Consider the following 20,392-nt stretch of genomic DNA (forward strand, 5'->3'; position numbering starts at 1 on the left):
TGGGCAAACTGTACGACATGCTTGCACACGTTGCAAACGCTAGGATGGCGCTTCGGCCGAAGGGAGCGTGATGGCGGCGACGTTGCGGGACGTGGCGGATCGGGCGCAGGTCTCCGTGCGCACGGTTTCGAACGTCGTCAGCGGTTACGAGCACGTCAGCGAGAAGATGCGGCAGCGCGTGCTGCGGGCGATCGACGAGCTGGGCTACATCCCGAACCCGGTGGCGCGCACCCTGCGCACCGGGAAGACGGGCCTGCTTTCGCTGGTGGTGCCGGAGATCGACGTGCCGTACTTCAGCCAGCTCGCCCGCGAGGTCATCGACGCGGCCGGCCATCTCGGGTTCCAGGTCATGATCGACCAGACCGGCCACGACCACGAGCGGGAGCGGCAGCTGCTGCGCGGCGGCGGCCGGCGCAACCTGTTCGACGGCATGTTGTTCGCGCCACTGGCCACCCGCGAAGAGCTGCGCGACGTGAACCCGGCCAGGTCCTCGCCGCTGATCCTGTTGGGGGAGCACGTTTTCGACCACCGCTTCGACCACGTCGCGATCGACAACGTCGTCGCGGCCCACGACGCGACCTCGCACCTGCTCGACCGCGGCCGCACCCGGATCGCGGCGATCGGCGCGCAGCCGAAGGAGTCGTACGCGACGCCGCTGCAGCGCACGGAGGGGTTCCGGAAAGCGTTGCGGGAGCACGGTCTGGAACCGGTGAACGCCTTGCAGCGCACGGCCGCACACTACGGCCGCGCCGACGGCTACGCCGCCGCCGCGTCCCTGCTGCGCAAATCGCCACGGCCGGACGCGATGTTCTGCTATTCGGACCTGCTGGCGATGGGCGCGATCCGCGCGGTGTTCGACGCCGGCCTGCGCGTCCCGGAAGACGTGGCGATCATCGGCATCGACGACATCGAGGAGGGCCGGTACTCGCGGCCGTCACTGAGCACGGTTTCGCTGGACACTCCGTTCATCGCCCGCACCGCCGTTTCCCGCCTCGCCGCGCGCATCGAGGACCCGTCGCTGGTGGCGGAGGAGTTCATCGCCCCGCACACGCTGATCGCGCGGGAGAGCACGGAGAATCGCTGAAGGCGTCCACAAAGGACGGGTTCAGTCGGAGACGGCCGCCGGTCGGGCTGCTTCGGCTTCGGAGGTCTCGTAGAGGTTGCGGCGGAAACGTTCCTTGATGGTCACCACGGCGACGAAGGTGATGACCGCGGTGCCGACGATGTAGAGCGCGATCGACCAGGAACTGTGGGTGGCGGCGAGCAGGGCGGTCATGATGAACGGCGCAAGACCGCCGGCGAAGACCGAGGCGAACTGGTAACCCAGCGAGGCGCCCGAGTAACGGACATCGGCGGGGAACATTTCCGCGTACAGGGCGGCCTGCGGGCCGTACATCGTGGCGTGGATCGTGAACGCGATCAGCAGCCCGAGGAACACCAGCGGCACCGAACCGGTGTCCACCAGCCAGAACAGCGGGAAGGCGAACAGTCCCATCAGTACCGTGCCGGTCAGATAGAGCTTCCGCCGCGAGCCCAGCCGGTCGGTCAGCCCGCCGAAGAACGGCATGGTCACGACCTGGGTGAGCCCGGCGATCATCGCGCACCAGAGGATCGCGTTGCGCGACATTCCGACGTGCGACACGGCGTAGCTGAGCATTCCGCTGATCAGGATGTAGAAAACGGCGTTGACCACGAAGAACGCGCCGGTCGCCTGCAGGATCTGCCGCCAGTGGAGCCGGACGGCTTCCAGCAGCGGGGCTTTGCGCACGCCCGCGTCGCGTCGTGAGTCGGCGGATTTGCGCTGCAGCTCGCGGAAGACCGGGGTGTCCTCGACCTTCAGCTGGATGTAGCCACCGATCAGCACCAGGATGAACCCGGAAAGGAACGGGATGCGCCAGCCCCAGCTGGTGAACTGCGCGTCGCTGAGGAACGTGTTCAGCACGACGAAGAACAGGTTTCCGGCAACGGCCCCGAGAATCGCACCGGTCTGGACCAGGCTGCCGTAGAAGCCGCGCCGTTCGACAGGCGCGTGCTCGGTGAGCAGCAGCGCGGCCCCGCCCCATTGGGCGCCCACGCCGAGCCCCTGCACCATGCGGATCACCACCAGCAGGATCGGGGCCCAGGCGCCGATGGTGGCGTAGCCGGGCAGGATCCCGATGGCGAAGGTCGCCACGCCCATCAGGATCATGGCCGCCACCAGCGGTGGTTTGCGGCCCAGCCGGTCGCCGACGTGTCCGGCGATGATGCCGCCGAGCGGGCGCGCCACGAACCCGACCGCGAACGTCGCGAACGAGGCGAGCGTGCCGGCCATGGGGCTGGCGGAGGGAAAGAACTGGTGCCCGAACACCAGTGCCGCCGCGGTGGCGTAGATGAGGAAGTCGAACCACTCGAGCGTCGTGGAGAAGACCGCCGCCACGGCGAGCCTGCCCATTTTCGCTGGGGGAACGTGCTGGGTCATCGCGAGTCCACCTCCGGGCCGCTGCGGTGCGGCCGTGACGTGCCGGTAGCACGGTACGAACGATCGTTCGCAAACGTAGCCAGCGCGTCCTGGATTCGCAAGGGGGTTCTCGTCGGCGGGTCAGTGCGGGAGCGCGGTTTCGACGAGTGCCAGCGCGTATCGGGCGTACTGCTCGGCCAACTGGCCTCGGCTCAACGGCCCGTCCGGGCGGTACCACGCGGCGATCGCGCCGACCGCGCTCAGCACGGCTCGTGCCGCGTCGTTCGCGTAGGGGGTGCGGAAGCTGCCGTCCGCGGCGCCCTGCTCGACGATGCGCTCGAAGGTCGCTTGTGTGGCGTCGCGATCCGCGACCAATGCCGATCTGTCGTCCGGCGCGAGGTAGCGCACTTCGTTGGTGGCGACCAAGGTGGCGATCTGGTGGTCGACGACGAAACCCACGTGCGCGCGAACCGCCTCGCGCAACCGGGACGGCGCGTCGTCGCCGGCTTCCTGTACCGCCTTCGTCACTCGCCGCTGGAGTTCGTCGTTCGCGTGGCGCAGTGTCGCGGCGAGCAGCTTGGACTTGGAAGGGAAGTAGTTGTAGAGGTTCGACAGGCTGGTCTCGGCCCCCTTCGCGACCTCGCGCATCGAGGCACCGTTGAAGCCCTTCGTGCCGAAAGCGAGCAGAGCGGCGTTCAGGATCGCCGCTTCGTTCCGGCGGCCGGTGGCGGGAACGAGCTTCGCGGAACGAACGTTCATCTGCGCCACGATAGCCGACCGCCGGGCGGCCCCGGTCTTGACGACGCGCCACGACGGTGCCTACGTTGTCCTTGAGAGAACGTTCGTTCGTGTTGCTGCTCCGCGGCGGGCGAGCAGAGAGGATCATCGATGACGACCAGCGTCTCGCAGGACGCGCTTGATGCGAAGGCGCCGGGTCCGCCGCCCTCGCCGTATTTCGAGGACTTCGCGGTCGGTCAGGTGTTCACCGGTCCGGCCAGGGCCTTCCCGGCCGAGGTCGTCGCCCGGTTCGCCGAGGTCAGTGGCGACAGGGCGGCCCTGCACACCGACCCCGCCCAGTCCGCGGACGGCAGGCCGCTGGTGCACGGCCCGCTCGGGCTCGCCGGTTTCTTCGGCTGGCACCACGATCTCGGACTCTCGGGTCATGTCGAGGCGGCGCTCGACACGCACTGGGACTATGTGGCGCCGATCCGGGTGGGGGATTCGGTCACCTACGAGATGACCGTGACCCGCACCCGCCGGACTTCGGCCCTGCGCAACGGGATCGTCGGGCGGCATGTCGTGGTCCGCAACCAGCACGGCGCTACTGTCCAGATAGGGCAGACGGCCGCGCTGGTCACCGCCCGTGAGGGCGTCGACGACCGCGAGGCGCGCCGCGGCCAGGCTTTCCCCACGGTGGAATGGGCCAGGGCGCTCGCGGCCCGGCTCGCGGACTCGACGGCGTTCGCCCGCGCCACCGGCACCTGGGACGGGACCATCGGGCTGCGCTTCGGCGCGGACCCGGTGCTCTTCCGGGTCTATCGCGGGCGCGTGCTCGAGGCCGGAACCCGGACCCCGGACGGCCCGACGTTCGTCGTGGCTGCTCCCGATGTCGTCTGGGCGCGGCTGTTCACCGGGCCGGTCAACGACTTCACCAAGCGCACGATGCGCGACGAGTTCACGGTGGAGGGCAGCGCCTACGAGTACCTGCGCCTGACCGCGGCGATCGTCGCGCTGGTCGACGAGGCACGAGCATTCGCGGAGGGCCGATCATGAAAGCCGAGTACGTCGAGGTGGCCGGGACGCGCTCGTTCGTCTTGACAGAAGGCGCCGGGCAACCGGTGCTGTGCCTGCACACCGCGGGCCAGAACGGCGTGCAGTGGCGGGATGCCCAGTCGCGGCTGGCCGCGCTCGGGTACCGGGTCGTGGTGCCGGATCTGCCCGGACACGGACGTTCGGAGCCGGCCGTTGGCGGCCCGGTGCGCGACCTCGCGGTGTACGCGCAATGGTGCGAGGAGCTGATCGACCGGCTGGAACTGGTGCGGCCCTTCGTGGTCGGCTGCTCCATTGGGGGCGCGATCACGCTGCAGCTCGCCGTACGCCGTGGCGAACGGCTGGCGGGTGCCGTCGCGATGGCGGCGCACGGCGGAACGGATTCGGCCATGCTCACGGTGCGCGGGCTCGAACGGGAACTGGTCGATTCCGCGGCGCCGAGCCGGTCCGATCGCACCTACTTCGGCACCCTGGCCGTGGTCGGGTCGCGGGTGCCGGCGGAGCGGGCGGAGCTGATCGCCCGGATGCACCGCCGCGAGGATCCCGAGATCTCGAACAGTGACCTGATCGGCTGGGCGACGCACGACGTGCTCGCGAAACTCGACGGCGTGGCCTGCCCCGTCCATCTCGTCGTGGGGGAAGACGACCTGTGGGTGGATCCGGCGGACGTCCGGCGAGCGGCGGAACTGATCCCGGATTCCCGCTACACCCTGCTCGAAGGCGTCGGGCACTACCCGATGGAGGAGCTCGAAGGCTTCGCCGACACGTTGCACGGCTGGCTGTCCGAGCTCGACCGGAACCGGAGTGTGGCATGACCCTGATGGACCTGCTCGCCGACACCGTGGCCGCCGGCCCGTCTAGCGTCGCCGTGATCGACGGCGGCCCCGAGCCGATCCGCGTGACGCGGGCCGAGCTGGGCGCGCGCGTGCTCGCGATGCACGACGACCTGCGCGACCACGGCGTCGGAAAGGGCGACTGCGTGGGCGTGTGGCTGCCCAACTGGTCCGACGCGCTGGTCCTCCAGTTCGCGGCCGCCGCGCTCGGCGCGCACGTCATCGGGATCAACACCCGCTACGGCATCGCCGACGTCGCGCACGTGCTCGACCGTGCCCGCCCCAAGGTTGTGGCGATCGCCCACGACTTCCTCGGGTTGGATCTGCGCTCGCGGCTGCACGCCGCCGTCGCCGAGGCGAACGCTCCGGTGCCCGCGGTCGCGGTGGTGACCGGGCCCGGACGGCCGGCCGCTTCCCCGGAAGCCGCGGCGGCCTACGACGTCGGCGCCGGAGTCTGGATTCCCGCGCCGCACAAGGGAAACTCGGATCTCGACGCGCTGCGCGGCGTCCCGGACGCCATCGCGGTGGCCTTCACGACCTCCGGTTCGACGGGGATGCCGAAGCTCGCCGCGCACCTGGGCAGCGCCGTCGCGAAGCATGCCCGCAACGTGGCCGCCGCGGGTGGCTGGGACGAGTCGTCGGTGAGCCTCGTGGTGCTCCCGCTGTCCGGGGTGTTCGGGTTCGTGCCGGCGATGACGGCGATCGGCGCGGGCGGGGCGGCGCTGCTGGAGCCCACCTTCGACGACGACCTGGTCGTGCGGCACATGACCGAGTTCGGCGTGACCCACCTGGCCGGCGCCGACGACATCGCGGGTCGCCTGATGGACAGCGTGCGCGCCCGCGGCGGCAGCCTGCCGAGCTGGCAGCGGATGCTCATCGCGGACTTCTACGGCAAGTCCGTCCAGGTTGCCGAGTGGGCCGAGCAGGAAATGGGCACCACGACTTTGGGCGTCTACGGCTCGAGTGAACTGTTCGCCCTGACGTCCTTCTGGCGGGAGCACGACCCGGCCCCCGCGCGCTGGCGAGGGGGCGGCCGCCCGGTGTCCGACGACATCGAGGTGCGCGCCGCCGATCCGGTGACCGGTGGGCCACCGGCCGACGGGGAGCCGGGGGAGCTGCAGTTCCGCGGCTACCACGTGGTCGACGCCTACCTCGGTGACGACGACGGCGCCATCCGAGCCAGGTCGTTCACCGAGGACGGCTGGTTCCGTTCGGGAGATCTGGGCACCGTCCTGGCCGACGGCGGCTTCCAGTACGCGGGCCGGATGGGCGACTCGATCCGCCTGCGGGGGTTCCTCGTCGAACCCGCCGAGATCGAGATCCGGCTCGCCGAGCACCCGGGCGTCGCCCGCGCGAAGGTCGTCGGCTTGACCGTGGACGGTGACACCAGGGCGATCGCGTTCGTCGAACCGGTGGCGGAGACCAAGCCCGATCCCGTCGAGTTGCGGGCTTGGTGCGCGGAGACCCTGGCCAGGTTCAAGGTGCCAGACACCGTCCACGTGATCGATCGGATGCCGACCACCGTCGGCACCAACGGTGCCAAGATCAAGGCCGCGGCGCTGCGCGAACTCGCCAGGGAGCTGTCGGAGTGAACATGACAGCACCGGCCCCCTTCCTCACCGACGACCGCCTCGCGATCCAGGCGATGGCGCGCGAGTTCGCGATGAAGGAAGTACTGCCCGTCGCGAACGAACTCGACCCCGGCCACGGCGAAATCCCGATGGAACTGCGGGAAAAGATGGCCGGACTCGGTTTTTTCGGGATTCTCATCCCCGAGGAGTACGGCGGGCTGGGCCTCGGGCTCAGCGAGTACGCGATCATCGTGGAGGAGCTGGCGCGCGGCTGGATGAGCGTGGCCAGCCTGATCGCCCGCGGCCAGCAGTTCACCGCCGGTTTCGACGCGGAGCAGCGGAAGCGTTATCTGCCGGCGATGGCGCGCGGGGAGTTCCTCAGCGCGTTCGCGCTGTCCGAGGCCGAAGCGGGTTCCGACGTCGCCAACCTCCGCTGCCGCGCGACCCCGGATGGCGACGGCTGGCGCATCACCGGGCAGAAGATGTGGTGCACCTTCGCCGACGGGTCCGACTACCTGCAGGTCTTCGCGCGCACCGAGCCCGTCGACCCGGCACACCGCTCTCGCGGGGTGACCTGCTTCCTCATGCCCAAGGAGCGGGGCACCCTCCCCGAGGGCGTGACCGGGACTCCCGTCCGCAAAATCGGTTACCACGGCTGGAAAACCTGGGAGCTCGCCTTCGAGGACGCCTATGCCGAGGAGGTCGTCGGCGAGCCCGGCCAGGGATTCCGGATCGCGATGGGGGACCTCGACACCGCCCGCATCCACACCGCGGCGCGCGCGATCGGGCTCGCCCGCGGCGCGCTGGAGGACGCCGTCGCCTACGCCGGCGAGCGGGTCCAGTTCGGCCGCCCCATCGGCGCCAACCAGGGCCTTCGGTTCAAGATCGCCGGCATGGCGGCGCAGGTCGAGGCGGCTCGCGCCCTGATGTACCAGGTCTGCACGAACGTCGACGCCGGTCAGCGCAGCCCGGTGCAGGCGTCCATGGTCAAGCTGGTCGCCTCCGAGATGGCCGAGCGGGTCACCAGCGAGGGCCTGCAGATCCACGGCGGAGCCGGCTACACCACCGATTTCCCCGCCGAACGGTACTGGCGGGACGCCCGGCTGACCAAGATCTTCGAAGGGACGTCCGAGATCCAGCTGCGGATCATCTCCGACGCGTTGCTGGGCAGGGACGACCGTCGCTGAGAACCGGGCCGGAAAAGTCCGGCCGGGGTGTCGATCCCCGGAGTGGCCCGTTCGACCTTGGGGTGGAAGGGTCCGGCAGGGGCCCGCGACACAGGGAGACACGGCCATGAAGTACATGCTGATCATGCGCGCGACCGACGAGGCCTTCGCCGGGATGGCGGACATCGACTTCGACAAAATGCTGGAGACCGTCGGCCGGTACAACGACGAGCTGATCCGGGCCGGGGTGCTGATCGCGGCGGAGGGGCTGGCCGACCCGGCCGAAGGGGTGGTCGTGGACTACTCCGCCGAGACACCCGTGGTCACCGACGGGCCGTACGGGGAGACCAAGGAGCTGTTCAACGGCTTCTACATCCTCAACGTCGCCTCCAAGGAGGAGGCGATCGAATGGGCCAAGCGGCAGCCGCTCACCGGCCCGGGGTTCAAGACCGAGATCCGCCGGGTGCCAACGATCGACGAGTTCCCGCAGGACAACGAGTGGGTCGCCAAGGAGCGCGCGTGGCGCGAGGCCACCGGCCAGCTCTGAGCGATGGCCGACCCGACCGGGCGCGAGGCGGTGGCCGCCGTGTGGCGGATCGAGTCGGCGCGGATCGTCGGTGCGCTCGCGCGCTACACCGGCGACTTCGCGCTGGCTGAGGATCTTGCCCAGGAGGCGCTGGCCGAGGCATTGGTGACCTGGCCGCGTGCCGGGGTGCCGCGCAGCCCCGCGGGGTGGCTGCTCACCGTCGGCCGCCGCCGGGCGATCGATCTGTTCCGCCGGCGTTCGGCCCTCGGCGACAGGTACGCCGCTCTCGCGCGTCATCTCGGCGAGGGCGGCGTCGCCGCGGGTGGCGCGCCCGGAAACCCGGGGCAGGACACCGAGGAAGTGCTGTGGGACCCGGACCAGATCGACGACGACGTGCTCGCGTTGATGTTCGTTTCCTGCCATCCGGTGCTGTCCAGGGAGGCGAGGGTGGCGCTGACCTTGCGGGTGGTCGGCGGCCTGACCAGCGACGAGATCGCGAAGGCGTTTCTGGTCCCCACTGCCACCGTGCAGGCGCGGATCACCAGGGCGAAGAAGACCCTCGCCGAGGCCGGGGTGCCCTTCGCGGTGCCTCCGGCAGCGGAACGCGCCGCGCGGCTGGGCTCGGTGCTCAACGTCGTCTACGTGATCTTCACCGAAGGCTCCTCGGCCAGTTCCGGCCGCGAGCTGATCCGGCTGGACCTGGCCGGCGAGGCGCAGCGCCTGGCGCGGGTGCTGGCCCGGCTGGTGCCCGACGAGCCCGAGGCGCACGGCCTGCTGGCGTTGCTCGAACTGACCGCGGCGCGATTCCCCGCCCGCACCGGCCCGGACGGCGAACCGGTATTGCTGGAGCACCAGGACCGCCGCCGCTGGGACCGGGCCGCGATCGGCCGCGGCCGGGCCGCCCTGGCCCGTGCCGAACAGGCCGGGCGAGGCTTGGGCGCTTACGGCCTGCAGGCGGCGATCGCCGAGTGCCACGCCGTCGCGCCCTCGGTGGAAGCGACGGACTGGCACCGCATCGTGCTCCTCTACGAGGCATTGGGCCGGCTGGCGCCGTCGCCCGTGGTCGAGCTCAACCGGGCTGTCGCTGTCGCGATGGCCGAAGGACCGGCCGCCGCACTGTCCATTGTGGATGAACTGGCGGCCGGCGGCGCGCTGGTGAACTCCTACCTGCTGCCCAGTGTGCGCGGCGAGCTGCTGATCCGGCTGGGACGCGCCGCCGAGGCCCGTGCCGAGCTGGAGCGTGCCGTCGCCCTGTGCGGGAATGAGCGCGAACGTGCTGTCCTGGAAGGGAAACTCGCGAACCTCGGTGACTAGGAGCGCGCGTCGCCGTGGGAGACCTTGCGCACGAACGTGCCCGAGGAAGTCAGCGCGCGGCCGGTGGAGTCGACCACTTCGAGCCGCCGCAGCGGGCGTTCGTGCTCGGTGTCGAGCAGGACGGAATGGGGTTCCTGGTCCTCGAACAGGTACTCCTCGCCCCACTGCCTGATCGCGACGATGAGGCTGAACAGCTCGCGGCCCTTTTCGGTGAGCGTGTACTTGCGGTACGCGCTGCCCTCCGCCGCCGGTACGGCTTCGAGAATGCCCGCGGCGGTCAGATCGCGTAACCGGGACGCGAGGATGTTCTTGGCCAGCCCGAGGTTGCGCTGGAAGTCGCTGAACCGCGTGATCCCGTCGAAGGCGTCGCGCACGATCAGCAGCGACCAGCGGTCACCGATGACGTCGACAGCCCTTGCCACCGGGCATTCCGCCCGCTCGTGCGTCACGCCTCGCGCCATGTCCGACCCCCTTGTGTCCGGTCCAAGTTTCTCATAGCAACTGGTTGCAAGTCAAAACCAGTGGATGCTACGGTCCTCGCACCGGTTGCAAATTGAAACCAGATGGAGGCGTGAGCATGACGGAGCAGGTCGACCGCAGGGTCAGCCCGGTACGCGTGGCGGTGGTGCAGTTCGAACCCCGCGTCGGAGTGGAGAACCTGAAGTCCAACGAGATCGCGGTGGAGGAGCGGTTGACGGCCGCCGCGGACAACGGCGCGGGCCTCATCGTCCTTCCCGAACTGGCGACGACGGGCTACGTGTTCGAGACCCGCGAGGAGGCGTACGCGCACTCCGAGCCGGTGCCCAACGGTCGCAGCGTCGAGATGTTCGCCCGGATCGCGGCCGAGCGGGATCTCTACATCGTGGGCTGCGTCGTCGAGCAGGCGGATGGAAAGCTTTACGACACAGCGGTTCTGGCCGGGCCGGACGGGTACATCGGCCGCTACCGCAAGACGCACCTGTGGAACACCGAGAAGCTGTGGTTCACCCCCGGCGACGAAGGTTTCCGGGTGTTCGACACACGGATCGGCCGGATCGGGCTACTGGTCTGCTGGGACATCTGGTTCCCCGAGACCGCGCGGATCGTCACGCAGCTGGGCGCGGACATCATCTGCATCCCCACCGGCTGGGTGTGGACCCCGCCGCCGCTCTACGACGCGAGCGGCACCTGCATGGCCGCGCACCTCACCATCACGGCCGCGCACGCCAACAACGTCTTCATCGCCACCGCCGACCGGATCGGCCAGGAGCGCGGCGCCGGATTCATGGGCAACTCGCTGATCGCGGGCACCAACGGCTGGCCCATCGACCGGATCGCCGGCCCGGACGAGGACACCATCCTCTACGCCGACGTCGACCTGGTGCAGTCGCGCACCGCGCCGATCTGGAACCAGCTCAACGACCTGCACCGCGACCGCCGCACGGATCTCTACGACCAGCTCCTCGGCTACCGCGGTTCGCAACCGCTGCCGCGCTAGGACGGGCGACATGGGATCAGTGCGGATCACCAGTCGCGGCCGATGGCTCGCCGCATCCGGAGTCGTCATGGTGGCAGCAGTCATTGTGCTGCTGTCACAGCAAGTTCTGCGCACTTACGTGCCTTGGAACGGGAACCTCGCCGCGCTGACTTCGTTCGCGGCCTGGTTCCTCAGCGCCACCACCGAACCCAACTTCTACACCAGCGCGCCGGCGGGGCTAGGCATGCTGATCGGCGGCGCGTTCGCGCACCGGCACCGCAAGGGTTTCGTGCTCGCCTGTGGCTCCGGGCTGTGGCCCGCGGTCGTCACCAGCGCGCTGCTCGGGGTTCTGGTCAGCAACCTGGTGTGGGGCTGGACCCTCGCGGGCGGGACGTGGCAGCCGACGTTCGTCCCGTTCGTGTCGGTCTCGCCCGCGATCGTGCTCGTTTTCGGTCCGGGATGGCGGAACATCGTCACCGGCGCGGTGCTCGGCGGTGTCGTCACCACGCCGTTTTCCTTGCTGGGCACGGATTATGTGTGTGCGCCGCTCGGCCTGCCACCCGTCATCGGCGTGACGGGCGGGATGGCGGTGGGTGGACTGGTGGCCTTCGCCCTGTGTCGGTTCCTGCCCTGGCTGCACCCACAGGTGGCTGTCGACACCCCACCTCCGTCGAAGAGTCGAATGTGGACAGTTCGCCGTGTGCTCGCCGACTTCTCCGAGGCCCAGTTCTTCGGCAACGAGTGGGCCAGCGCGGGGCTGATCCTCGGAGCGGTCGTCGCGTACTTGCTCAACCCGACGTCGCCCGTGTACGGCAGCGGCCTGTTCCCGCAAGTGCTGCTGGCGCAGTTCGTCACCGCGGCCGTGGGGATGGCCTTGTGGCGCAACAGATGGCTGCCCTTCTATCCGACCTTCGTCCCGATCGTTTCCGTTGCGCCGGCGGCTGTCCTCGCCTACGGCGGAACGCTGCAGGCCATTCTCGTCGGTGGCGTGCTGGGTGCCGCGGTGGCGCCGCCGCTGGCCCATTTCCTCGCAAGACACTTGCCCGCTCACTTTCATCCCTTCATAGGCAACGTGGCATCGATGTCGCTGAGTACCGCACTGATCGTGCCCGCGTTGGGGCTGCTGCCCGGGTTCACCACGTGAATACATTGGCCAACGGCTATTTCGCGACGCACGACCTCGCCCGGCTCGGCCGGATGCTGCGCACGGGCGAGGTGACCGCGACGGAACTCGTCGAACAGTCGATCAAGACGATCGAGGAGATGAACCCGACGCTCAACGCGTTCGTCAGCATCGATGCCGAAGCGCGGCGCGCCGCTCAGCGCGCCCACGCCGAGCTGGCCGAAGGCGTCGATCGGGGGCCGCTGCACGGCATTCCGGTCGGGGTCAAGGATCTCGTCGACATCGAAGGACTGCCGACCACGGCCGGGTCCGCCTCCTCTTTCGGCGCCACCGCGACCGAAGATGCCGAAGTCGTCAGGCGGCTGCGCGAGGCCGGGGCCGTCATCGTCGGCAAGACCACACTGCACGAGTTCGCCTATGGCGCGACCGGCGACCGCTCCGTGCACGGTGCCTCCCGCAATCCCGCCGATCCCAGCCGGATGTCCGGAGGTAGCAGCGGCGGGAGCGCCGTCGCCGTTGCGGCGGGCATGGTGCCGCTGGCGATCGGGACCGACACCGCGGGCTCGGTCCGGGTGCCCGCGGCGCTGTGCGGAATCGTCGGCCTCAAGCCCACTTATGACGCGATTTCCAGCAAGGGCGTGTCTCCGCTGGCGCCCAGTCTCGATCACGTTGGCCTGTTCGCCACCACCGTGGCGGGTGTCCGAATCGGCTACGAGGCGCTGACCGAGCGGCCGATGGACGGGCGTGGGAGCGGGTTCGAGGTCGGATGGATTCCGCCAGGGGACATCGCGGTGACCGATCCGCGCATCGAAAGGCTGACTCGCGGTCTCCTCGACCGCTCCGGGCTCGCCGTCGAAGTGGTGCACGGGTTCTCGCGAACGCAGTCCTGGTTCGAGGTTTTCTCGGCGCTGCAAGGCTTTGAGGCTTTCCGCGTGCACGAGCACCACCTGGATCGCGATCGTGACGTCATCGATCCCGAGGTACTGGCGCGACTCGACGCCGGGCGGCAGGTCTCGGCCGCGCGTCACGCCGAAGCCGAAGAGGCTCGGCGGGAATTGCGCGCGATGGTCGGCGAACTGTTGCGGGTATACGACGTTCTGGTGCTTCCGACGGTGCCGATCGTCGCGCCGGCTGTGGGCGAGCGCAATGTGCGGGTCGCCGGCCACGATCTCGAAGTGCGGTCGGCGCTGCTTTCACTGACCAGCCCGTGGAACCTGACCGGGCTGCCGGCGGTGAGTGTGCCCGCGGGCCACGTCGACAACCTCCCCGTGGGGATCCAGCTTCTGGCAGCGAGCGAGCGCACGTTGTTCGCGGCCGCGATGGCATTGTGAAAGGAAAATCATGCCCTCCATCCAGATCGATCTGCCGATCACCGTCGACCGGGCCGCGAAACAGGCCCTCGCCCAGCGCGTCGGTGTCATCTACGGCGAAACCATGCAGGTGGCGATGGACCTGCTCACGGTGTCCGTGCACGACCTGGGAGAAGGGGGCGTGTGGCGGTGTCACGAATCCGGGCCGCCGACGCCATCGGCACTCATCATGTGCGACGTCCGCGAGGGGCGGCCGGTCGAGACCCGGGCGGAGCTGGCGCAGCGGCTGATCGACCTGTGCGTGGAAATGTTCGAGCTGGACCGGTTGTGGTTGAAGGTCGAGTTCACCCAGCACGCCGGGGACGAGATGTATCACCCGCACCTCAAGGGTTTCAACACCGACTGGCGTGGTGACGAGCGTTAGCCGCGGCCGAGCCCGGGCCGCGGCACGCCTTGCGGGTTGTACTCGCGTTCGGCCGTTGCGTCGCCGCGCGCCCAGTCGTCGCCGGTGAGCATCCGCCGTGCGGCAGCACACCATCGTCGTGACGGCTCCAGGGCGTGGACGTTGTCCGGCTGGACGCCGTGGCAGTGACCGAGAATCGGAGCCGAACCCGGCCGGCGTGCCGGGATCCTCCGACAACGCAGGGGAAGTGCCCTCTCCCTCGCACCCGCGAGCGAGAGGGCACCACCGGTCAGTCGACCGTCCAGGTGACCGGCAGCTCGTGCACCCCGTAGATGTTCATGTCCGTCCGGAGTTTCACCTCGGCGGCCGGGATGGCGAGTTCGAGCGTCGGGAAGCGGCGCAGCAGCCCCTCGAAACCCGCGCGCATTTCGATGCGGGCCAGTTGCTGGCCGAGGCACTGGTGCACCCCGTGGCCGAAGGACATGTGCCCGCGCGCCTTGCGGTGGATGTCGAGGGTGTCGGCGTTCTCGAAGCGCCCGGAGTCGTGGTTGGCCGCCAGCAGCGAGACGACGACGGTGGAGCCCTTGCCGATCGTCACCCCGCCCAGCTCGATGTCTTCCGTGGCATAGCGGTAAAAGACGTCGGCGACGGCCAGGTAGCGCAGCAGCTCCTCGACGGCGTCGGGCAGTAGATCCAGGTCGGCGCGCAGCTCGGCCAGCTGCCCGGGGTGTTCCAGTAGCGCGAAAGTGCCCAGTGCCAGCATGTTCGCGGTGGTCTCGTGCCCGGCGAGCAGCAGCAGGAAGGCGACGCCGGTCAGCTCCTCGATGCTGAGGTCGTCCTGGCGGGCCAGGTCGGACAGGATGTCCTCGCCCGGCTCGGCCCGTTTTTGCGTCACCAGCTCGGAAAGGTAGGTGTTCAGCGCGACGTAGGCGCCCATTTTCTGTTCAAGCGACTGGTCCTTGACCATGAACTGAGCCGAGTTGGCCTGAAACGACGCCCGGTCCGCGTAGGGGACGCCGAGCAGTTCGCAGATCACCAGCGAAGGCACCGGCAGCGCGAACTCCTTGACCAGGTCCACCGGCGGGGTCAGCCGGGCCAGTTCGTCGAGCTGCCGTTCGGCGATCTCGACGATGTGTTCCTCCAGCTGCTTCATCCGCTTGACGGTGAAGGCGCCGGTGAGCCGTTTCCGCAGCCGGGTGTGGTCCGGCGGGTCCATCGCGATGAACATGCCCGGCAGCTGCGGGGACGGCTCGGTGGCGAAGGGCATACCGGGCGTCTCGTAGGGCACGTGGACGACGTCGATGTCCAGCCGCGAGCTGAACCGGGTGTCGGCCATGAGCTGCCGGACCGCGTCGTAGCCGGTGACGAGCCAGCCTTCGTGGCCGTCGGGGAAGACCAGCGGGCTGACCGGCCGTGTCTCGCGCAGTCGCGTGATCTCACGGGGCGGGTCGAAGGGGCCGGCGTCGCGCTCCATCGGGAGGCCGTGCGGGATGTCGACCTTCTGGTTCATCGGATGTCCTTCCGTGGCTGGTGTGCTCACCACGATCGCCGAGGGTCCTGACACGCGACCGCCACGGCTCTGACACCACCCGTGTCAGAGCCGCGTCAGGAGCGTGGCGGCGGCGGCCTCGATGGTTGTCCCATGACAACTTCGGCGATCGCGGTCTCGGGACTGCGGAAGACATACGGGGACAAGGTCGTGCTCGGCGGCATCGATTTCGATGTGCCGGCGGGCTCGGTGTTCTCCCTGCTCGGCCCCAACGGGGCAGGCAAGACGACGACGGTGAACGTGCTGACCACGCTGCTACAGGCCGACGGCGGGACGGCACGGGTCGCCGGGCACGACATCACGACCGAGGCCAGGAAGGTGCGCTCGGCGATCGGGGTCACCGGCCAGTTCGCGGCAGTGGACGAGCTGCTGACCGGGCAAGAGAACCTCCAGCTGATGGTGGACCTGCAGGGCAAGGGCAAGCAGGTCGTGCCGGAGCTGCTGGAGCGGTTCGAGCTGGTGGAGTCGGCGCGCAAGCCGGTCTCGACCTACTCCGGCGGGATGCGCCGCAAGCTGGATCTGGCGATGACGCTGGTCGGCGGCCCGCGGATCATCTTCCTGGACGAGCCGACGACGGGCCTGGACCCGCGCAGCCGCCGCACCATGTGGACGATCGTCCGCGAGCTGGTCGCCGACGGGGTGACGATCTTCCTCACCACCCAGTATCTCGACGAGGCCGACCAGCTCGCCGACCGGATCGCGGTGCTCGACCAGGGCCGCCTGGTCGCCGAGGGCACCCCGGAAGACCTCAAACGCCGGCTGTCCGGCACGCACGTCCGGCTCCGGTTCACGACCGCCGCGGAACTCGACGCGGCCGGGCGCGTGTTCCCCGGCGCCACGCGGGACGACGACGCAATGGCGCTGCGGGTGCCCAGCGACGGCGGCACGAAATCGCTGCGGGCCGTGCTCGACATGCTCGACGAGTACTCCCTGGGCGCCGAGGAGTTTTCCGTGCACACACCCGATCTCGACGACGTTTTCCTCGCCCTGACGGGCCGTACGACGGAGGTGGCCGCGAAATGAGTGCCCAAGCCCATTCCCTCGTCATGCTGCGCCGCAACTTCAAGCATCTCGCGCGGAACCCGACCTCGGTATTCAACGCGGTCCTGATGCCGGTCGTGGTCATGCTGATGTTCGTGTACATGCTCGGCGACGCGTTCGATGTCGGCGTCAACTACGTCGACTACGCGACACCGGGTCTGATGCTCCTGGCCGTCTGTTACGGCCTCGGCGCCACCGCGACGGCGGTGAGCTCGGACATGACCAAGGGCATCATCAACCGGTTCAAGGTCATGGACGTCTCCCGCGGCGCGGTGCTGACCGGGCACGTCGTCGCGAGCCTGCTCACCAATCTGGTCGCCATCGCGGCGATCATCGGGGTGGCTTTCCTACTGGGCTTCGACCCGTCGGCCGGTTTCCTCGACTGGCTCGGCGTGCTCGGCATGGTCGTGCTGCTCGGGTTCGCGGCAGGCTGGCTGACCGTCGCGCTGGGACTGGCGGCGAAATCCGTGGAGACGGCGGGACTGGCCGCGGTGCCGCTGATCATGCTGCCGTTCTTCAGCAGCGCGATCGCCCCGGCGGAGAAGATGGGCCCCGGTCTCCGGCAGTTCGCGGAGTACCAGCCCTTCACGCCCGTCATCGAAACCCTGCGCGGACTGCTCGAAGGCGCGCCGTCGGCCGGTACCGCGATCATCGCCATCGCGTGGTGCGTCGGGATCGCGCTCGTCGGCTACCTGTGGGCGCGGTCCACGTTCAAGAAGCGAGCGTGACGGCGACCAGTTCGGTCCAGCTCGCTTCCGCACCTTCCCGCGCCGCCTCGGCGAACTCCCCTTCGCCGAGGCGGTTTCGCGCATCCTGCTCTATCCGCGCGATGTCCAGGTGCGACCGGTCCGGCAGCCCGCGCACCCCGGCGCTCGCGGCGAGCAGCCGCGCCGCCTGCGCGGGTTTGTCCTGTCGCAGCGCCAAATCCGCGACCCCGACGAGCACCTGCGCGATCACTGGCGCGTGCCCCGCCTCGACGGCCGCCTGGCAGGCCGCTTCGCGGTACTTACGGGCTTCGCTGAGGTCTTCGGCGAGGTAGCCGAGCTGGTCGAGGGTGCCGGCGCGGATGTTCGCCCGCTCCGCCTCCGCTCCCAGCATGGCCGTCGCGGTGTCGAGCTGACGGCGTGCTTCGCCGGCGTCGCCGCGCAGGCGGGCGAGCTGTGCCTTCGACAGCGCCAGCATCGCCAGCGCATCCGGCCAGGTGACCCGTTCCGCGTGCCGCTCCGCCTCCGCGATCGCGGCCGCGCTGGCGTCCTTGTCGCCGAGCAGCCAGTACAGCTGTGCCTGCCGTGCCTGCATCCGGATCACGTCCTCCACGGCACCGGCCTCGGTCACGACCGCGATGGCCTGTTCGTGGTACTCGCACGCTTCGGCGAACTCGCCACGCGTGGCGATCCGGTCCGCCAACTCGGTCAGGGCGAACGAAATCCCGAACCGCTCGCCGATCGCCCGGAACTCGGCGAGCGCGGTTTCGAGATAGGCGTCCGCGTCCCGGCCGCCCTGGCCGAGCACGATCCGCATCTTGCCCAGATGCAGCCGCGCCAGCGCGCAGACCCAGGGATCCGCGTCGTCCAGCAACGGTTCCCACGCGGACAGGAACTCGTTCGGCGCCTGCAGCATCCGTTCCAGGGGCACCACCAGCACCAGCGACGGGTGGTGGTGCCGGGCCTGCCTGCCGAATCGGTACGCCTTGTGGATCCACTCCGCCGCAGCGTGTTCGTCGGCCGGGCCGGAGTTGACGAACATCGACATCAAGGCGTAGACCACGGCCCGGATCTCGTCGGCCACCTCGCCGTGCGTGTCGGTGGCCGCGGTGATCAGCTCCATGCCTTCGGCCTTGTGCCCGCCGAGCCACCAGTACCAGCCGGCCGCCGCCGCGAGCCGCATCGCCGCGGCTCCGTCGCCGGCCGCGAGCGCGCCCCGCATCGCGGAATTGATGTTGTCGTGCTCGGCTTCGAGCGTGGCGAGCCAGACCAGTTGTTCGGCGCGGCGCAGCCGCGGCTCCGCCGTCTCGGCGAGTTCGGTGAAGTACGCGAGATGCGCCTGGCGCGCCAGGCCTGTTTCCCCCGCGTCCGCGAGACGATGCTCGGCGTACTCCTTGATCGTGCCGAGCATCCGGTAGCGCGGTGCGCTTTCGCCTTCGGCGACCAGCAACGATTTCTCGGCCAGCGCGGTGAGCAGTTCGAGCACCTCGTCCTGCTCGACCGCGTCTCCGGCGCAGACCCGCTCGGCCGCCTCCAGGCTCGCCCCGCCGGCGAACACCGAGAGTCTGCGCAGGACCGCGCGTTCGGCGTCGGTGAGCAGTTCCCAGCTCCAGTCGACCACCGCGCGCAGCGTCCGGTGCCGCGGTAACGCGGTGCGGCTGCCGCCGGTCAGCAGGCGGAACCGGTCGTCGAGCCGGTGGGCGAGCTGTTCCAGGGACATGGTGCGCAGCCTGGCGGCGGCCAGCTCGATCGCCAGCGGCATCCCGTCCAGCGCCCGGCAGACGCGTGCCATCGTCGACGTGCCGGCGTCGAGATCCTTGCGCACCGCGCTCGCCCTGTCCCGCAGCAACCGGACCGCGGGCGAAGACTCGATTTCCTCCGGGCCGGCGTGCTTGTCCGGTAACGCCAGCGGTACGACCTGCCACAGCGCCTCGCCGGTGATGCCCAGCGGTTCCCGGCTCGTCGCCAGAATCCGCAGCCGGCGGCATTCCCCGAGCACGCGATGCGCGAACGCCGCCGCCGACTCGATCACGTGCTCGCAGTTGTCCAGTACCAGCAACGTGTCCCGCTCGCGGATCGCGGCGATGAGCCGGTCGGCCGGCTCCCCGTTCGACGCCTCGCCGAGGAGCGCGTCGCGCAGGCCGAGCGCGGCGAGTGCCGCCTGGGCGACACTGTTCCCGCTGTCGTCACCGTCCGCGCCGATGGCCGCGAGCTCCACCAGCCAGCCACCGTCCGGCAGTTCGCCGAGCAGGGTGCGCGCGGTTTCGGTCGCCAGCCGCGTTTTCCCGCAGCCGCCCGGGCCGATCAGGGTGGTGAGCCGATGCCCGGCGACGAGTTCGCGGACCGCGGCGACATCGGCGTCCTTGCCGACGAAACTGGTCAGCTCTTCGCGCAGGTTGGTCCTGCGGGTTTCCTCACGGCGCCCGCCCAGCTCGCCCCGCAGCAGCGCGACGTGCAAGGCCGACAGCTCCGGCGAGGGATCGACACCCAGCGAGTCGGCCAGTGCTTCTCGCGTGCGCTGGTACACGAGCATCGCTTCGGTGTCGCGCCCCGTCGCGACGAGCGCGCGCATCAACGCGGCCACCAGCCGTTCCCGCACCGGGTGCGCGGCCACCAGATCGGTCAGTTCCGTGACGACCTCCGCGTCATGGCCGGCCTCCGCGTCGAACCGGTCCTCCAGTGCGGTCAGGCGCAGGGCCTCGAGCCGGGTGACCGCCGCGTCGAACGCCGCGCTCTCCTGGAGACCGATGTCCTGCATGGCGGCACCACGCCACAAGGCGAGCGCGTCACGCAGCAGCCGCGGGTCCTGCTGGTTGCGGGCCTGGCTGCTGAGACGCTCGAACCGCACCGCGTCGACCGCGTCGGGTCCGACCCGCAACCGGTACCCGTCCGGCTGCCCGTCGACGACCCCTTCCGGCAGCACCTTCCGGAGCCGGGAAACCAAGCGCTGCAAGGCATTCGTCGCGTCGGCCGGTGGCCGCTCACCCCAGATCCAGTCGACGAGCGCCGCCTTCGAGACGACGCGACCCGGCTGCAACGCGAGGGCGATCAGCAGCCCGCGCAACCGCGCGCCCGGCACGTCGGCGAGAGCGCCGTCGTCCGTGTGAACCTCGAATGGTCCCAGCACCCTGATCTGCACCGGGCCGATTTTGCCACGGGCGGGTCCCGTTCAGCCGAAGAAAAAGATCC

General features: G+C 69.7%; 18 protein-coding genes. 13 read left to right on the forward strand and 5 right to left on the reverse strand.

What is annotated here, in order from left to right; translation table 11 throughout:
* Positions 1-70 precede the first annotated feature (70 nt).
* The gene (locus VHD82_RS04085; RefSeq protein ID WP_325697111.1) at positions 71-1,084 is read left to right on the forward strand and encodes a LacI family DNA-binding transcriptional regulator; all 1,014 of its coding nucleotides are present in this window, start codon (positions 71-73) and stop codon (positions 1,082-1,084) included.
* 21 nt (positions 1,085-1,105) lie between these two features.
* Here VHD82_RS04085 and VHD82_RS04090 read toward each other — a convergent pair whose 3' ends face one another.
* Together VHD82_RS04090 and VHD82_RS04095 are read right to left on the reverse strand one after the other, a co-directional pair.
* Entirely contained in the window at positions 1,106-2,458 is a 1,353-nt protein-coding gene (locus tag VHD82_RS04090) for an MFS transporter (RefSeq protein ID WP_325697114.1), read from the reverse strand.
* A 120-nt stretch (positions 2,459-2,578) separates the two neighbouring features.
* Positions 2,579-3,196, reverse strand: coding sequence for a TetR/AcrR family transcriptional regulator (locus VHD82_RS04095; RefSeq protein ID WP_325697115.1), 618 nt, complete (start codon positions 3,194-3,196; stop codon positions 2,579-2,581).
* A 129-nt stretch (positions 3,197-3,325) separates the two neighbouring features.
* Here VHD82_RS04095 and VHD82_RS04100 point away from each other — a divergent pair, with 129 nt between their 5' ends.
* The 6 genes from VHD82_RS04100 (at position 3,326) to VHD82_RS04125 (ending at position 9,617) form a co-directional block, all read left to right on the forward strand.
* Positions 3,326-4,210, forward strand: a complete 885-nt coding sequence (locus VHD82_RS04100) for a MaoC family dehydratase (RefSeq protein WP_325697117.1) — start codon at positions 3,326-3,328, stop codon at positions 4,208-4,210.
* Complete coding sequence (locus tag VHD82_RS04105) at positions 4,207-5,022, forward strand: alpha/beta hydrolase (protein ID WP_325697119.1); 816 nt, start codon at positions 4,207-4,209, stop codon at positions 5,020-5,022. Before VHD82_RS04100 ends, VHD82_RS04105 begins: the two co-directional genes overlap by 4 nt.
* Entirely contained in the window at positions 5,019-6,632 is a 1,614-nt protein-coding gene (locus VHD82_RS04110) for an AMP-binding protein (RefSeq protein WP_325697120.1), read from the forward strand. The genes VHD82_RS04105 and VHD82_RS04110 overlap by 4 nt, the downstream gene beginning before the upstream one ends.
* 2 nt (positions 6,633-6,634) lie before the next feature.
* Entirely contained in the window at positions 6,635-7,798 is a 1,164-nt protein-coding gene (locus tag VHD82_RS04115) for an acyl-CoA dehydrogenase family protein (protein WP_325697121.1), read from the forward strand.
* 106 nt (positions 7,799-7,904) lie between these two features.
* A complete protein-coding gene (locus VHD82_RS04120) occupies positions 7,905-8,324 on the forward strand; it encodes a YciI family protein (protein ID WP_325697123.1) in 420 nt (139 codons plus the stop codon).
* Between the two features lie 3 nt (positions 8,325-8,327).
* Positions 8,328-9,617, forward strand: a complete 1,290-nt coding sequence (locus VHD82_RS04125) for an RNA polymerase sigma factor (RefSeq protein ID WP_325697124.1) — start codon at positions 8,328-8,330, stop codon at positions 9,615-9,617.
* On the opposite strand, the gene VHD82_RS04130 is transcribed toward VHD82_RS04125, so the two are convergent.
* A complete protein-coding gene (locus tag VHD82_RS04130; RefSeq protein WP_325697126.1) occupies positions 9,614-10,078 on the reverse strand; it encodes a helix-turn-helix domain-containing protein in 465 nt (154 codons plus the stop codon). The genes VHD82_RS04125 and VHD82_RS04130 overlap by 4 nt on opposite strands.
* A 116-nt stretch (positions 10,079-10,194) precedes the next feature.
* Here VHD82_RS04130 and VHD82_RS04135 point away from each other — a divergent pair, with 116 nt between their 5' ends.
* The 4 genes from VHD82_RS04135 (at position 10,195) to VHD82_RS04150 (ending at position 13,930) form a co-directional block, all read left to right on the forward strand.
* Positions 10,195-11,094, forward strand: coding sequence for a nitrilase family protein (locus VHD82_RS04135; RefSeq protein WP_325697128.1), 900 nt, complete (start codon positions 10,195-10,197; stop codon positions 11,092-11,094).
* 67 nt (positions 11,095-11,161) lie between these two features.
* Positions 11,162-12,217 (forward strand): hypothetical protein, encoded by a 1,056-nt coding sequence (locus tag VHD82_RS04140; protein ID WP_325697130.1) that lies wholly within the window; start codon positions 11,162-11,164, stop codon positions 12,215-12,217.
* Positions 12,214-13,527: an amidase gene (locus tag VHD82_RS04145; RefSeq protein WP_325697133.1), complete on the forward strand. Its 1,314-nt coding sequence runs from the start codon at positions 12,214-12,216 to the stop codon at positions 13,525-13,527. Before VHD82_RS04140 ends, VHD82_RS04145 begins: the two co-directional genes overlap by 4 nt.
* Positions 13,528-13,537: 10 nt before the next feature.
* Entirely contained in the window at positions 13,538-13,930 is a 393-nt protein-coding gene (locus VHD82_RS04150; RefSeq protein ID WP_325697134.1) for a hypothetical protein, read from the forward strand.
* A 268-nt stretch (positions 13,931-14,198) separates the two neighbouring features.
* Here the strand turns inward: VHD82_RS04150 and VHD82_RS04155 are convergent, their stop codons facing one another.
* Entirely contained in the window at positions 14,199-15,419 is a 1,221-nt protein-coding gene (locus VHD82_RS04155) for a cytochrome P450 (protein ID WP_325697136.1), read from the reverse strand.
* 132 nt (positions 15,420-15,551) lie between these two features.
* On the opposite strand from VHD82_RS04155, the gene VHD82_RS04160 reads away from it, so the two are divergent.
* Complete coding sequence (locus VHD82_RS04160; RefSeq protein ID WP_325697138.1) at positions 15,552-16,481, forward strand: ATP-binding cassette domain-containing protein; 930 nt, start codon at positions 15,552-15,554, stop codon at positions 16,479-16,481.
* Entirely contained in the window at positions 16,478-17,227 is a 750-nt protein-coding gene (locus tag VHD82_RS04165) for an ABC transporter permease (protein ID WP_325697140.1), read from the forward strand. Before VHD82_RS04160 ends, VHD82_RS04165 begins: the two co-directional genes overlap by 4 nt.
* Here VHD82_RS04165 and VHD82_RS04170 read toward each other — a convergent pair.
* Positions 17,211-20,342 carry a BTAD domain-containing putative transcriptional regulator gene (locus VHD82_RS04170; RefSeq protein ID WP_325697142.1) on the reverse strand — a complete coding sequence of 1,044 codons (3,132 nt, stop codon included), beginning with the start codon at positions 20,340-20,342 and terminating at the stop codon, positions 17,211-17,213. The two genes, VHD82_RS04165 and VHD82_RS04170, sit on opposite strands and share 17 nt — an antisense overlap.
* Between the last annotated feature and the right edge of the window lie 50 nt (positions 20,343-20,392).

This window comes from Amycolatopsis sp., assembly GCF_035546795.1.
Taxonomy (GTDB): Bacteria; Actinomycetota; Actinomycetes; order Mycobacteriales; family Pseudonocardiaceae; genus Amycolatopsis_E.

What these genes read in the sequence shown, in the direction of transcription:
- VHD82_RS04135 (WP_325697128.1), top strand. Translation starts at nt 10,195, where the DNA reads ATGACGGAGCAGGTCGACCGCAGGGTCAGCCCGGTACGCGTGGCGGTG.
- VHD82_RS04160 (WP_325697138.1), top strand. Translation starts at nt 15,552, where the DNA reads ATGACAACTTCGGCGATCGCGGTCTCGGGACTGCGGAAGACATACGGG.
- VHD82_RS04085 (WP_325697111.1), top strand. Translation starts at nt 71, where the DNA reads ATGGCGGCGACGTTGCGGGACGTGGCGGATCGGGCGCAGGTCTCCGTG.
- VHD82_RS04095 (WP_325697115.1), bottom strand. Translation starts at nt 3,196, where the DNA reads ATGAACGTTCGTTCCGCGAAGCTCGTTCCCGCCACCGGCCGCCGGAAC.
- VHD82_RS04150 (WP_325697134.1), top strand. Translation starts at nt 13,538, where the DNA reads ATGCCCTCCATCCAGATCGATCTGCCGATCACCGTCGACCGGGCCGCG.
- VHD82_RS04125 (WP_325697124.1), top strand. Translation starts at nt 8,328, where the DNA reads ATGGCCGACCCGACCGGGCGCGAGGCGGTGGCCGCCGTGTGGCGGATC.
- VHD82_RS04165 (WP_325697140.1), top strand. Translation starts at nt 16,478, where the DNA reads ATGAGTGCCCAAGCCCATTCCCTCGTCATGCTGCGCCGCAACTTCAAG.
- VHD82_RS04110 (WP_325697120.1), top strand. Translation starts at nt 5,019, where the DNA reads ATGACCCTGATGGACCTGCTCGCCGACACCGTGGCCGCCGGCCCGTCT.
- VHD82_RS04105 (WP_325697119.1), top strand. Translation starts at nt 4,207, where the DNA reads ATGAAAGCCGAGTACGTCGAGGTGGCCGGGACGCGCTCGTTCGTCTTG.
- VHD82_RS04140 (WP_325697130.1), top strand. Translation starts at nt 11,162, where the DNA reads ATGGTGGCAGCAGTCATTGTGCTGCTGTCACAGCAAGTTCTGCGCACT.
- VHD82_RS04090 (WP_325697114.1), bottom strand. Translation starts at nt 2,458, where the DNA reads ATGACCCAGCACGTTCCCCCAGCGAAAATGGGCAGGCTCGCCGTGGCG.
- VHD82_RS04100 (WP_325697117.1), top strand. Translation starts at nt 3,326, where the DNA reads ATGACGACCAGCGTCTCGCAGGACGCGCTTGATGCGAAGGCGCCGGGT.
- VHD82_RS04155 (WP_325697136.1), bottom strand. Translation starts at nt 15,419, where the DNA reads ATGAACCAGAAGGTCGACATCCCGCACGGCCTCCCGATGGAGCGCGAC.
- VHD82_RS04120 (WP_325697123.1), top strand. Translation starts at nt 7,905, where the DNA reads ATGAAGTACATGCTGATCATGCGCGCGACCGACGAGGCCTTCGCCGGG.
- VHD82_RS04115 (WP_325697121.1), top strand. Translation starts at nt 6,635, where the DNA reads ATGACAGCACCGGCCCCCTTCCTCACCGACGACCGCCTCGCGATCCAG.
- VHD82_RS04130 (WP_325697126.1), bottom strand. Translation starts at nt 10,078, where the DNA reads ATGGCGCGAGGCGTGACGCACGAGCGGGCGGAATGCCCGGTGGCAAGG.